The organism is Weizmannia acidilactici (assembly GCF_008974225.1).
In the GTDB taxonomy this organism is placed as follows: domain Bacteria; phylum Bacillota; class Bacilli; order Bacillales; family Bacillaceae_C; genus Weizmannia; species Weizmannia acidilactici.
The window spans coordinates 23,702-37,599 of sequence record NZ_BKZR01000035.1 but is presented as its reverse complement, the minus strand read 5'-3'; the positions used below and the strand labels follow the sequence as shown (position 1 = coordinate 37,599).

General features: G+C 48.2%; 8 protein-coding genes, 1 pseudogene and 1 riboswitch. Of the genes and pseudogenes, 7 read left to right on the top strand and 2 right to left on the bottom strand.

What is annotated here, in order from left to right:
- Nucleotides 1-13 precede the first annotated feature (13 nt).
- Nucleotides 14-767: pseudogene (locus tag GBH70_RS12515) on the top strand (RNA-guided endonuclease TnpB family protein); the annotation flags it as partial.
- Nucleotides 768-1,370: 603 nt separating this feature from the next.
- On the opposite strand, the gene GBH70_RS16825 reads toward GBH70_RS12515, so the two are convergent.
- Nucleotides 1,371-1,514 (bottom strand): hypothetical protein, encoded by a 144-nt coding sequence (locus GBH70_RS16825; RefSeq protein WP_172968309.1) that lies wholly within the window; start codon nt 1,512-1,514, stop codon nt 1,371-1,373.
- A gap of 111 nt (nt 1,515-1,625) precedes the next feature.
- Here GBH70_RS16825 and GBH70_RS12510 point away from each other — a divergent pair, with 111 nt between their 5' ends.
- From GBH70_RS12510 to GBH70_RS12490, 4 genes are all read left to right on the top strand, one after another.
- Nucleotides 1,626-2,900: a VTT domain-containing protein gene (locus tag GBH70_RS12510; RefSeq protein WP_151681356.1), complete on the top strand. Its 1,275-nt coding sequence runs from the start codon at nt 1,626-1,628 to the stop codon at nt 2,898-2,900.
- A 51-nt stretch (nt 2,901-2,951) separates the two neighbouring features.
- On the top strand, nt 2,952-3,551 hold the full coding sequence (gene uptA, locus GBH70_RS12505; protein WP_151681355.1) for an undecaprenyl phosphate transporter UptA: 600 nt from the start codon (nt 2,952-2,954) through the stop codon (nt 3,549-3,551).
- 139 nt (nt 3,552-3,690) lie between these two features.
- Entirely contained in the window at nt 3,691-3,891 is a 201-nt protein-coding gene (locus GBH70_RS12500) for a helix-turn-helix transcriptional regulator (RefSeq protein WP_151681354.1), read from the top strand.
- Between the two features lie 1,534 nt (nt 3,892-5,425).
- Nucleotides 5,426-6,391 (top strand): LCP family protein, encoded by a 966-nt coding sequence (locus GBH70_RS12490; protein WP_151681353.1) that lies wholly within the window; start codon nt 5,426-5,428, stop codon nt 6,389-6,391.
- A gap of 343 nt (nt 6,392-6,734) precedes the next feature.
- Here GBH70_RS12490 and GBH70_RS12485 read toward each other — a convergent pair whose 3' ends face one another.
- On the bottom strand, nt 6,735-7,178 hold the full coding sequence (locus GBH70_RS12485; protein WP_151681352.1) for a GNAT family N-acetyltransferase: 444 nt from the start codon (nt 7,176-7,178) through the stop codon (nt 6,735-6,737).
- Nucleotides 7,179-7,434: 256 nt separating this feature from the next.
- Nucleotides 7,435-7,534, top strand: a riboswitch (SAM riboswitch).
- Between the two features lie 71 nt (nt 7,535-7,605).
- Here GBH70_RS12485 and GBH70_RS12480 point away from each other — a divergent pair.
- Together GBH70_RS12480 and metH are read left to right on the top strand one after the other, a co-directional pair.
- Nucleotides 7,606-9,462, top strand: a complete 1,857-nt coding sequence (locus tag GBH70_RS12480; RefSeq protein WP_151681351.1) for a bifunctional homocysteine S-methyltransferase/methylenetetrahydrofolate reductase — start codon at nt 7,606-7,608, stop codon at nt 9,460-9,462.
- 691 nt (nt 9,463-10,153) lie between these two features.
- Nucleotides 10,154-13,624, top strand: coding sequence for a methionine synthase (metH, locus tag GBH70_RS12475; protein ID WP_151681350.1), 3,471 nt, complete (start codon nt 10,154-10,156; stop codon nt 13,622-13,624).
- The last annotated feature ends 274 nt before the right edge of the window (nt 13,625-13,898 follow it).

The following is a 13,898-nucleotide window of genomic DNA, read 5'->3' as shown; positions in this document are numbered from 1 at the left end:
GTGAGAAGCGACGATGGTGCATAAAGCCTTCAAATTTCGGATCTATCCAAACAAAGAACAAGAAATCCTGATTACGAAGACATTCGGTTGTTCCCGTTTTGTGTTCAATCATTTTTTAGCAAAATGGAATAACACATACAAGGAAACAGGCAAGGGACTCACATACAGCGCCTGTTCTGCTGAACTGCCCCAACTCAAGAAAGAATTCGTCTGGCTGAAAGAAGTTGACAGCATCGCGATCCAATCCTCACTCAGAAATCTGGCCGACGCATACATCCGGTTCTTCAAAAAACAAAACAATGCACCCCGGTTTAAGTCAAAAAGAAACAAAGTCCAATCCTACACAACAAAGTACACAAACGGAAACATTGCAATCTCTGGAAATAAAATCAAATTACCCAAACTCGGATACGTTAAGTTTGCAAAAAGCAGGGAAGTAGAAGGGCGTATTTTGAACGCCACCATTCGGCAGAATCCAAGCGGAAAATATTTTGTATCCATCCTTGCAGAAACGGAAGTCCAGGAACTCCCGAAAACCGGATCGGCTGTCGGTGTGGGCATCGGAATAAAAGATTGTGCCATCCTGTCAACAGGTGAAATATTTGCCAATCCGAAATGGTTTCGCACATTGGAAAAGAAGCTGGCTAGAACAACGCATTCTTTCCAGGCGAAAAGAGTTTGCAATAGAACGCAACTGTAAACTGGATGAAGCCCAAAACTATCAAAAACAAAAACGTAAAGTTGCCAGAATTCACGAGAAAATCACCATAAGTGGCGGGTAGTTCAAAATCCATTGCTAAAATGCTCTAATAAGAGGTGTTTTTCAATGAAAAAATTAAAAGCCATACTTTGTTTTTTACGCGGTTACCATAAATATGACTACTATACAGGCAGGTGCATCACTTGCGGGAAAAAGAAGAGAATATAACCTGTCAATCCAATCCTCGGCTGAGGTCCGGAGCGGATGAAAGGGACACCCCTTTTTTATGAGTGATGATCGCGAAATCCGCTTCGCTCCTTATGAGTTGCGGGTCCCCTCGTACAAGGGGTCTCTTCATGCTTCTTTTCCGGCAGGCGTTTCAGAAATTAGCAATCCCTTGTTAGGAAGGTCCCTGTTTATTTTATAAGGCGACGTGTAATTTTTTTAAAAACTGGCGGGAAAATCTTGATAAAACGCCATTTCATAATGGACATAAAACAGCCCCCCGATCCTCAATACACAGATCCCCGTATTCCAGTACCCGTACGTCGTAATAATCGGTTTCTATTGATCTAAACGATAGCCCTTTTTCTGCCTCTTTTGCTGATTAACTTGATTTCCCCTGAGCCTTTATCTATGTATTCCGGGTTATTCTCTTTTCAAAAGCAAATCAGGCATCAATTCCGTTTTTCCAGAGTTCAAAACAGCGTTTCTGCTTGTCTCCGGTATCCAGCAATTGATACTGTGCCGTTTTCTTCAATATCCATTTCCGGCTATTATCTTCCAATATCATATGGTCAAACCCAAAAAGCAATTGCCTTTTGACAACCCCCCTGTTGATGGCCGATAATGGCGGTAAGAGTGTTGAACTTTTTGTGGAATCAAGCGGTCGTTTTAGTGAAGTCGTTTAAGTGAGGGAATGTGCATGTCCGTGACATCATATGTTGACCAATATGGATATATTGTGCTGCTACTCGCACTTTTATTGGAAATGATCGCCATTCCGGTTCCCGGGGAAGTGCTGATGAGCTATGCCGGCTACATGGTTCATATGCACCAGCTGAACTGGATCCTGAGCATCTTCATCGCCGATATCGGAACCTCGGTCGGCATGACAACCGCTTATTTTATCGGGCAGCGGCTCGGCGCCCCTTTTTTGCAAAAATACGGCTACTTCATTCATTTGGGCCCGGACCAGCTGGAAAAAACTTCGCGATGGTTTAATAAATACGGGAATAAATTGCTCGTTGTCGCGTATTTTATACCAGGCGTGCGCCATATCACCGGCTATTTTTCCGGCATTACGAAACTGCCTTTCCGGTCGTTCGCCATCTTTGCCTATTCCGGCGCTTTTATTTGGACAACCACCTTTATATCCCTCGGCAAGCTGCTCGGCCCGCAGTGGGAACAGTTCCACGAGGCGTTAAAAAAATATTTGGTCATCGGCGGCATTGCGACCGCTTGTGCCATTGCGGCGTATTACCTGTTCCGTTATTACCGTAAACAGATTTTCTGGGCCGCGATGGCAGTCTTGCGGCGCATGCTGCTCATTTTCCGCAGCCGGGTGCGCGCCGAGTTCGTCATTTTCGGTACGGCGCTGGCGACCCTGCTTCTAACCGTGTTAATGATTACGATGATCCAAAATTTGTTCAGTGAAGATTTCAGTGATTTTAACGATGTGATTTCCTTAATCGTATCGCTGTTATTTAAAAACCATTGGACAGGCGTGATGAAAGGGCTGCTCGTGCTCAGCTCCCGGAAGGCTTTGATCCTGGTCATGGTGATGACAGTAATGTGGATCATTTGGAAAGGAAAAGACCGCACACACGAGTTTTTGATCCTGCTCATCGCGACAATCGGCGGGGAAATGTACCAAAATGTGCTGCATGAGGTGTTCCACCGCATGTCGGCAACGGAGGTCCCGACCTTTTCCCATTTTGTCTTCTCATTCCCGAGTGATCAGGCCATCATGATTTTGATCATTTACGGCTATTTTACGTATTTGGTCGTCCGGCATGCCGAAGTGTTTTGGATCCATACGTTTATGGATGTGCTTTTGCTTGCCGTCCTTTTGTTTGCGGCCGTCAGCCATATCTTTTTCGGCCTTGAAGTCCCGAGCAACATCGCGGGCGGGTACGTGTTCGGCGGCGTTTGGCTCGGATTGAATATTTTGCTGCTGGAGATCTTCCACATCATATGAAAAATCGGTATGATGGAAGAGTGGTTGAAAAGCAAATTTTGGAGGGGAAAAATGTTCTCAGATTTTGTCACGCAGATGTTGACAACACTTGCAGATTTAGGTTATTTCGGCGTTGCCATCGGGCTGGCGATCGAAATCATTCCGAGTGAAATCGTCCTGGCATATGCCGGTTATTTAATTTCAAAAGGGGAAATCAATTATTTCGGCGCCATTGCGGCAGGTACATTCGGCATTTTGATTGCCCAGCTGATTTTATACTGGATCGGCGCATACGGCGGCCGCCCGTTTTTGTTAAAATACGGAAAATATCTGCTCATTCATGAAAGGCATATTGATGTCGCCGAAAAGTGGTTCAATAAATACGGGGCTGGCGTGATTTTTACAGGGCGCTTCATCCCGGTCATCCGCCAAGCGATCTCGATCCCGGCCGGCATTGCGAAAATGTCGTATGCAAAATTTATTTTTTACACGCTGCTTGCCACTATCCCGTGGTCGGTGCTGTTTATCTTTCTCGGCGAGCGCCTCGCATCGAACTGGGCGCAAATCGATGAAGCTGCCGCGCCTTACGTCAAGCCGGTCGGCGCCATCGCAGTCATCGTCATCATTGCCTATATCGCCTTTTCCATGTACCGGAAGAAAAAAAGATCCTGACTACTGGTTGGTGCAAAAAGCAGGGGAAGTGAATACCCCTGCTTTTTGCATTTTAAAAAATGTAAAATACATTTGACATTTTTGAGAAATAAATTAGAATCGTAAATGTAAAGAGTTTTTTACTTTTTAGGTGGTTGAATTGAAGAATAATATTAGGAACATACGAAAACATTTAAAGCTGTCACAAGAGGAACTTGCAAATAAATGTGGAGTGACAAGACAAACCATAAATGCCATTGAAAATAACAAATATGACCCGAGTCTGGCTTTGGCATTTAAGTTATCAATTCATCTGAACACACAAATTGAAAAATTATTTTATTATGGGGAGGAACAATAATTAAATTCAGAAAAGTTGATGAAATGGAAAAATATCAGAGCGACCAATCTGCAAAATATGGATTTATATTTTATACTGTAGCACTTTGAATTTGGTCATTATATGATTTTTTTACCAAAGATGACTCTGGATGGCAATTGACAATTTTATTAATCGGCTGTGCAATTTTCTTTTGGTCGAGAGTTGTTTACAACCGAAGAATGAATGAATAATGAAGCGCCTGTCGCAATAGCAGTTTACGGATTTTTCAGATGCCCCGCTTTTGCTGCCCATGGCCGTTCGAGCAAAGTTTCTTATGTAAAGGGGGCCTTTTACATGAGAAAGAAGAGAGCTTATATTTATGTTTCATGAAACGGGCCTGCTTGCAACCCGAGCGGACTTGGCAGGGATCAGGATTTATCAAAAAAACCGCCTGCATCAAGCAGACGGACGGAAAAGGGGGAGTTGAGAAAAAGTGTGATTCACTACCTTGGTGATGAGACAAGTATACAAGCGCTGAATTAAAAAAACCTTAACGCTGTTTAAGATCGAAATAAAAAAAACCGCTGCGAAAAGCAACGGTCAAAAAAGGGGGTTAGCTATGAAAAAGTGTAAGCTTAGTAAGCTCACTTGCCTTATTACAAAGACAAGTATACAAGCGCAGTATTAAAAAAGTCTTAATGCCCCACGGAATCATAAAAAAACCGCTGCACGAAGCAGACGGCTAAAAGGGGATTAAGAAAGTAAAGGGCTGTTTGTGCTCACTGCCTTTACAAAACAAGTATACAACACACAGATAAAAAAATCCTTAACATACATAAAAAAACCGCCTGCATCAAGCAGACGGACGGAAAAGGGGGAGTTGAGAAAAAGTGTGATTCACTACCTTAGTGATAAGACAAGTATACAAGCGCTGAATTAAAAAAACTTTAACGCTGTTTAAGATCGAAATAAAAAAACGCAGCGAAAAGCAACGATCAAAAAGGGGGTATCAAGTTATGAAAAAGCGTAAGGGCTAGGTTTACTCACTTGCCTAATTACGAGAATAAGTATACAAGGGGCAAATTAAAAAATTCTTAACACCTCTTAAACAATAAAAAACCGCCGCACAAGGGCAGGCGGCGGGGTAAAGGGGATTAGTATAAAGTTGTGAAAAGTGGGAGGCACTGGCACTGGGGGGTTAACCACTGCCTCCTTACATTTTTGAGTATACTTGCCGATAATTAAAAAATCCTTAAAATCAAGATAAAAAATCTATAAAAAACCGCCGGCATCTAGCAGGCGGCAAAAAAGGGGGATTAGCTCTAAGAAAAACAAGCTCAAACAGCTGAGATAAGGCACGTTCAAGTGGACGCCTATCTGCGGCTTATCCCTGCACAAAAGCATCATACCAAGCCACTGTTAAAAGATTTTTAACATTATATAAAGTTTATGTAAATTTTTACAAACAGAATCCCTTCGACAAGAAAAACAAAATTCCAGCAAAATACTCGTGACAAAACGCGGCTTTTAGATAATAATAATGAAGACAGACTATAAAAACAAGAGGGATTCTATGGAATCAAGAGTATCGAATAGGAAGAAGAGACGGGCAAAAGTCCGTTGGCGCAGGGTTTTTCTTTTGCTCTTTTTATTGCTGATCGTAACCGGAGCGGGATATACAGCCTATCAATATTACGCAGGCGTCCACCAAACGAAACCGGGCGATGCCTTGAATATGGATAATTTAGAGTTTAATGGAAAAAAAGATGCCAATGGCCGAACCAATATTTTGCTGCTCGGGATCGATAGGAGAGGCAAAGAAGATTCCAGAACGGACACCATTATGATTGCCCAGTATGACCCGAAAAAGAACCAGGTCAAACTCGTTTCAATCATGCGGGATATCTATGCGGAAATCCCGGGTTATAAAAACTATAAAATCAATACTGCCTATTATCTGGGCAATTTAGACAACCAGAAAAGCGGCGTTGAACTGCTGAGAAAAACAATCAAAGCCAATTTTGACATCGATGTGCAGTATTACGTGCTTGTGGATTTCCAAGGCTTCGTGAAAATTGTCGACACTTTGGCTCCACAGGGCATCGAGATCAATGTGGAACATAAAATGTCGAAAAACATTGGCATGACGCTTTACCCGGGCAAACAGCTCATGCATGGGAAAGAACTGCTCGCCTACGCACGCTTCAGAAAAGACGCACAAGGCGACTTCGGCCGGGTTGCACGCCAGCAAAAAGTGTTAAAAGCGCTTCAAAAAGAAGTATTCAGCGTAAACGGCCTTGCCAAAGCACCAAAACTGCTTGGAACGATTCAGCCTTACCTTTCCACAAATATGAGTAAAATGGACATTCTCGCGTTGGTGAAAGACGTGGTGCTCGGCGAAAACCTTAAGGTGAAAACCATGACAGTTCCAATTGCGGGCACTTATACCGATGCCTACTATCCGGAAGTCGGCGCCGTCCTGGAAGTGGACAAAGCAAAAAATACAGAAGAAATTAAGAAGTTTTTGGATGAGGAATAATTGGGGGCTATGGAAGTCCCCCTTATTTTTTATTCTTTAGCGGTGAAAGATACTAAGCGAACATATCGTTCGACCTATCCGATTACGGAATTAGAGAAAACAGTGAAAGAAAAAGCAAAGGAAAAGGGGACATCCCGTGTACAACTCTAAAACTCCGGCTGTCTCCCATCCAACCATAGGAAGAATCAGCGGAACCTTGGGAGAAATCAGCGGACTTGACCAATAAATCGGCAGTAAGGCCAAAAAAATCAGCGGAAAGATGCAAAGAATCAGCGAAAGGAAGAAAAAGCAGGGAAGAGATGTCTCCTTTTTGATAATCCGAGAAATTTTTCACAAACCAAAATCAAAGCCTGAACCGCACCAACCAAACCCCGTCCGCAACTTCGGTTCTCCCCGTCTCCGTAAAACCCATGCTCAAGTACAGCGAGACAGCCGGGATATTTTTTTCGCCGGTACTCACTTCAAACCGGCCGGCGCCGGGCAGGCTGAGCACAAATTCCAGCAGTTTGCGCGCGATCCCGCGGCGGGTAAAATGTTCCCCGACAAACAGCCGACAGATCATGACACAATCGCCCGTCCGTTCAACTGAAACCACACCGGCAAGCTTTTCCCCAACGAAATACCCATAAAACTTTTCCGTACTCGCCATTAAATCTTCCACCCGCTCATTAAGCGGGGGGATCCCGTCAAAACCGATCAGTCCGGCTTCTTTTTTATAGGCCGGAATTTGCAGCGCCCACACAGCAGAAGCCGCCGCACTGTTTTTCATCTCCAATTGCCGGATCATGCGCAATCACTCCCGTCCTCAATATTTCCCTAATATATTAAGGAAAGAGATATCATTAAAAATTGCCGCAATCCATTATACTGGATAGCGCAAGAAACGTCAAAAAGAGGAAATCCATTCCAAACGGCCGCCGCACAGAAAGTTCCACAATCCATTCACCAAACGCTTTTCAGATATAAAAATTCCCCCTTGTCCTTGCATCAGAATAAGTGTAAAGTATAAATAAATCGAAATATTACGCACGTTCAGCTGAATACCCTTATCAAGAGAGGTGGAGGGACTTGGCCCAGTGAAACCTCAGCAACCAGCCATCCGGCCCGGTGCTAAATCCAACAGGCATGCCTGATAGATAAGGAGACACTTTGTAAAATCGCGCCTCCTTTTCCCAGGGGGCTTTTTTCATACCATCAAAAAGGAGTGTAAACCATTGGACCTTCTTGAAACGCTGCAAAACCGCATACTTGTTGCGGACGGGGCGATGGGGACGCTGCTGTATGCGTATGGCGCCGACACGTGTTACGAGGAATTCAACCTAACCCATCCCGATGATATCCACGCGATCCACCGCTTTTACATCGAAGCGGGGGCGGACGTTATCCAAACAAATACTTACAGCGCCAATTACATCAAGCTCGCCCAGTACGGTCTCGAGGAAAAAGTGAGCGATATCAACAAAGAAGCGGTCCGTATCGCCAAACAGGCCGCAAATCCATCAACGTTTATCCTCGGAACGGTCGGCGGCATCCGCGGACACCGCAAAACAGAAGCCACACTCCCGGAAATCAAGCGCACATTCCGCGAGCAAATTTTCCACCTCCTGAGCGAAGGGGTGGACGCGCTTTTGCTCGAAACGTATTTTGACGCGGAAGAATTATTTACGGTCGTGGACATTGCCAAAAAAGAGGCAGACGTCCCGGTCATCGCCCAGTTTTCGCTTGTCGAACCGGGCGTATTGCAAAACGGCACCCCGGTCGCGCAAGCTTTCAAAGAACTCGAAAACCGCGGCGCCGACGTGATCGGTCTGAACTGCCGGCTTGGTCCGCACCATATGATCCAGTCGTTTGAGGAAATTCCGCTCCCGGAGCATGCCTATTTGTCCGCTTACCCGAATGCGAGCCTTTTAGATTACGAGGACGGCAGGGTCACGTTCACGAATAACGCCGATTATTTTAAAACATGCGCCGCAAAACTTGTCGAGCAGTGCGTCCGCTTGATCGGGGGTTGCTGCGGCACAACCCCGGCACATGTTAAAGCGATTGCAGAAGGGATCAAAGGCCTCGCACCGGTCACCGAAAAAACGGTACGCCCGGAAAAAACGGTACGCCCGCCGAAAATCGAGATCGCCGTGACCGCGCAGCACCGCGAACCGCCGCTCCATGAAATCGCGAAAAAACGGCGGTCCATTATTGTTGAATTCGATACGCCGAAAACTCTGCGCACCGAACGCTTTTTCGAAGGGGCAAAAGCACTGCACGATGCCGGCATTGACGCACTCACGATGGCGGATAACTCGCTTGCAAGCCCGCGCATCAGCAACATCGCAATTGCCGCGATTTTAAAAGAAAAGCACGGCATCCGTCCGCTCGTCCATATTACGTGCCGCGACCGCAACTTGATCGGCCTGCAGTCGCACTTGATGGGGCTTGCCGCGCTCGGGATTGACCAAGTGCTCGCCGTCACGGGTGACCCGTCGAAAATCGGTGACTTCCCTGGGGCGACAAGCGTGTACGATTTATCGTCGATGGACCTGATCGCGATGATCAAGCAGTTCAACGAAGGCATCTCTTACTCCGGCAAATCGCTGCAAAGGAAATCGAATTTCTCCGTCGCGGCCGCGTTTAACCCGAATGTCCGTAACCTCGACAAAGCGGTCGGCCGGCTCGAGCGTAAAATCCGAAGCGGCGCCGATTACTTTATCACCCAGCCGGTTTTTAGCGAGGAAAAAATTTTACAGGTGCATGAAGCGACCAAGCATCTGGACGCGCCGATCTACCTTGGCATCATGCCGCTCACGAGCTACCGGAACGCGAACTTCCTGCACAACGAAGTGCCGGGCATCACGCTTACGGATGAAATTTTAACGGCGATGGAAAAAACGCAGGGCGACCCGCTCAAAGCGCGTGAAGAAAGCCTCGCCATCAGCCGCAGCCTGATCGACGCCGCGCTTGGGTATTTCAACGGCATTTACTTGATTACGCCGCTCGACCGCTATGATTTGACAGTGGAATGCACGCGCTACATTCACGCCAAGGAGGAAAAAGCCCGCGGCGCAGGGATTGTTTGAGCGCGCGATTTTTATCCATATGAAAGAAAAAGGTGCTTTCCCAATAGTCGTTTATTGGAACTGTCCCGCTCAAAGCATTTTAAAGACCGTTTGAACAAAGAAATGCCCAATGAACGGACGTTAGCAGCCTTATAAGGTACGTTCGGGCAAAGAAATGCTCAATGAATGAACCATAGCAGCCTTATAAGGTACGTTCGGACAAAGAAATGCCCAATGAACGGACGTTAGCACCCTTATAAAGTACGTTCGGACAAAGAAATGCCCAATGAACGGACGTTAGCAGCCTTATAAGGTACGTTCGGACAAAGAAATGCCCAATGAACGGACGTTAGCAGCCTTATAAGGTACGTTCGGACAAAGAAATGCCCAATGAATGAACCATAGCAGCCTTATAAAGTACGTTCGGACAAAGAAATGCCCAATGAACGGACGTTAGCAGCCTTATAAGGTACGTTCGGGCAAAGAAATGCTCAATGAATGAACCATAGCAGCCTTATAAGGTACATTCGGACAAAGAATTGCTCAATGAATGAACCATAGCACCCTTATAAAGTACGTTCGGGCAAAACATACATCCTGAACGGTCTTTAGAAATGATAAAGAAAAACCCACAGCGCCGGGATTGAAAATATACGCGCGCCGCCTTACCCATACTTGCACGCACATTCAAAAACAAAGGGGGAACTTTTCCATGGGGCAGACATTGTTTGAACAGGAACTCGAAAAACGGATTCTCATTCTCGACGGGGCGATGGGGACGATGATTCAGCAGCAGCACCTCTCCGCAAAAGATTTCGGCGGCGAAGCGTACGAGGGTTGCAATGAATGCTTGACATTGACCGCGCCCGATGTGATCCGGTCCATCCACGAAGCGTATTTGGAAGCGGGGGCCGACATCATCGAAACGAACACATTCGGCGCGACCTCGATCGTCCTGGACGAATACAATCTCAGGCATCTCGCCGAAAAAATCAATACCGAAGCGGCCCGCCTTGCGAAACAGGCCGCCGAAAGATATTCCACACCGGAGCAGCCGCGTTTTGTCGCCGGTGCGATGGGCCCGACGACAAAGACGTTATCTGTCACGGGCGGTACGACTTTTGCTGCGCTCAAAGCTGCCTACCAGGAACAGGCCCGCGGGCTGATCAAAGGCGGGGTCGATGTGCTTCTTGTCGAAACGTCGCAGGACCTTTTAAATGTAAAAGCCGCCTTCCTCGGGATCACGGATGCTTTTCATGAAACCGGAAAAAAACTGCCGCTTCTCATCTCCGGGACGATCGAACCGATGGGGACGACGCTCGCCGGCCAAAATATTGAAGCCTTTTACATTTCTGTCGAGCATATGCACCCAGTCTCGGTCGGGCTCAACTGCGCAACCGGCCCCGAGTTTATGGCTGATTCGATCCGCACGCTCGCAGGTCTCGCCAAAACTGCCGTGAGCTGCTACCCGAACGCCGGCCTTCCAGATGAAGAAGGGCATTACCACGAAACGCCGGAGTCGCTTGCCGCCAAAATGAAAGGCTTCGCCGAAAAAGGCTGGCTCAACATCGCGGGCGGCTGCTGCGGGACAACGCCTGCCCACATCGCCGCCTTGAACGAAGCGCTCGCCGGTATCCCGCCGCGCAAGCCGAACCACGTGAAGCACCACGCCGTCTCAGGGATCGAGCCGTTCATTTACGACGACCCATCGATGCGCCCGATTTTTGTCGGCGAACGCACAAACGTCATCGGCTCGCGCAAATTCAGGCGGCTGATCGCGGAAGGCAAGTTTGAAGAAGCAAGCGAAATTGCACGCACGCAGGTGAAAAACGGCGCCCAGATCATCGACATCTGCCTCGCCGACCCGGACCGTGACGAAATCGAGGATATGGAACATTTTATCTCGATCGCTGTCAAAAAAGTGAAAGTCCCGTTCATGATTGACTCGACGGACGAAAAAGTGATCGAAAAAGCTTTTACGTACTGCCAAGGGAAAAGTATCGTCAACTCGATCAACCTGGAGAACGGGACGGAACGGTTTGAAAAAGTCGTGCCGCTCCTGAAACGGTACGGGGGTGCCGTTGTCGTCGGCACGATCGATGAAAAGGGAATGGCGGTCACTGCCGAACGGAAGCTTGAGATCGCGCGCCGCTCCTATGATCTGCTCGTCCATACATACGGCCTTGAACCGCATGATTTGATTTTCGACCCGCTCGTGTTCCCGTCCGGCACCGGCGACCATCAGTATTTCGGCGCCGCGAAAGAAACGGTCGAAGGCATCCGCCTCATTAAAGAAGCGTTCCCGGAATGCCAGACGATCCTCGGCATCAGCAATGTTTCTTTCGGTCTGCCGCCAGCCGGACGCGAAGTGCTGAACTCGGTTTTTCTTTACCATTGCACGAAAGCCGGGCTTGATTATGCAATCGTGAATACGGAAAAACTCGAGCGCTTTGCCTCCATTCCGGAAGAAAACGTGAAGATGGCCGAGAAGCTGCTATTTGAAACGTCAGACGAAGCGCTCGCCGCGTTTACGGAACATTACCGCGGCAAAACGCTGGAGAAAAAAGTTGCTGTAGAAACGATGACGCTTGCCGAACGGCTTGCCAATTATGTCGTCGAGGGCACGAAAGAGGGCTTGATTCAGGACCTTGAACAGGCGCTCAAAGAGTACCCGGACCCGCTTGCGATCATCAACGGCCCGCTTATGGATGGAATGGCGGAAGTAGGTCGCCTGTTTAACGATAACCAGCTCATTGTCGCAGAAGTTTTGCAGAGTGCCGAAGTGATGAAAGCATCAGTCGCCTTTTTGGAACCTTTTATGGAAAAAAGCGAAACGAGCACGAAAGGGAAAGTGATCCTGGCTACGGTAAAAGGCGACGTCCATGACATCGGCAAAAATCTTGTCGACATCATTTTGTCGAATAATGGCTATAAGGTTGTCGATCTCGGCATCAAAGTCGCACCGGCAGATCTGATCCAGGCCGTGCAAAAAGAAAAACCGGATGTAATCGGGCTATCAGGGCTCCTTGTAAAATCCGCTCAGCAAATGGTCGTTACAGCCCAGGACCTGAAAGAAGCGGGGATCCGCCAGCCGATTTTGGTCGGCGGCGCGGCCTTGTCGCGAAAATTCACCGTCAATAAAATCGCGCCGCAATACGACGGCCTTGTCCTTTATGCAAAAGATGCGATGGAAGGCCTCTCCCTCGCCAACCGGCTGCAGGACGAAAACGAACGCAGCGTATTGGAAGCGGAGCTCACCGCCCAGCGCAGTGACGGCCCGGGGACAGCGGCAAAACCGGTGGGTACGGCCGTTAACGCGGTCCCGCGCCGTTCCGGGATTTCCAAAGACGCCCCCGTGTACCAGCCGCCCGATTTAAAACGGCATGTGCTGCGCAACTATCCGCTCGCCCATATCGAGCCGTATGTCAATATGCAAATGCTCCTCGGCCACCATTTGGGCTTGAAAGGGCGCGTTGAAAAACTGCTCGCAGAAGGCAACGAACGCGCCGTCCGCCTAAAAACGCAGGTTGACGAACTGCGCGAATGGGTCAAGGAAGAAAAGTTGCTCCAGCTGTCCGCCGTCTATCAGTTTTTCCCGGCGCAGTCAGACGGCGACGATTTGATCATTTATGAAGCACAAGAACCGTTCGACCGGCGCGAACCGCTGGATCCGAAATCACTCTGCGTATTGGAGCGGTTCACGTTCCCGCGTCAGATTAAGCCGCCTTTTTTGTGCCTCGCCGATTATGTAAAGAGCGTCGACAGCGGTGTGGTCGATTTTGTCGGCATGTTCGCGGTCGTCGCCGGCAAAAACATCCGCCACTTTGCTAGGTATTTGAAGGAAGCAGGCGAGTACTTCAAAAGCCATGCCCTTCAGGCGCTCGCCCTTGAAACGGCAGAAGGCTTCGCCGAGCGCCTGCACGAACTGATGCGTGACCAATGGGGCTTCCCGGACCCGGCCGGCTTCACGATGCAGCAGCGCTTTGCCGCCAAATACCAGGGCCAGCGCTACTCATTCGGCTACCCGGCCTGCCCGAACCTCGAGGACCAGGCCAAACTGTTCAGACTGCTCGAACCGGAAAAAATCGGCCTCCACCTGACCGAAGGCTACATGATGGAACCGGAAGCCGCCGTTACGGCCCTTGTCTTCTCGCACCCGGAAGCCAGATACTTTGCTGTTTAAATCCTAAAGCGGGACGCGCGCCCGCTTTGGGATTTTTTAGACGTTAATTGATGTCACTTATGGAAAAAAGTCATGCCAGATCAGCAATGAATCATGTCCGGAACCGGAACGCATGCCAAAAGCACATATTGCGGTTCGAAATGGTCATAAGATCTTTGCAAAAACGCTGCAAATTTTGCAATGAATTGGCCCTTATAGCCGCTCTAAAAAGCCCATAGCGCTGCAAATTTTGCAATGAATTGGCCCTTATAGCCGCTCTAAAAAGCCCATAGCG

Coding starts and splice junctions, on each gene's coding strand:
- GBH70_RS12510 (WP_151681356.1), top strand. CDS start 1,626: ATGTCCGTGACATCATATGTTGACCAATATGGATATATTGTGCTGCTA.
- GBH70_RS12485 (WP_151681352.1), bottom strand. CDS start 7,178: ATGATCCGGCAATTGGAGATGAAAAACAGTGCGGCGGCTTCTGCTGTG.
- GBH70_RS12490 (WP_151681353.1), top strand. CDS start 5,426: ATGGAATCAAGAGTATCGAATAGGAAGAAGAGACGGGCAAAAGTCCGT.
- metH (WP_151681350.1), top strand. CDS start 10,154: ATGGGGCAGACATTGTTTGAACAGGAACTCGAAAAACGGATTCTCATT.
- uptA (WP_151681355.1), top strand. CDS start 2,952: ATGTTCTCAGATTTTGTCACGCAGATGTTGACAACACTTGCAGATTTA.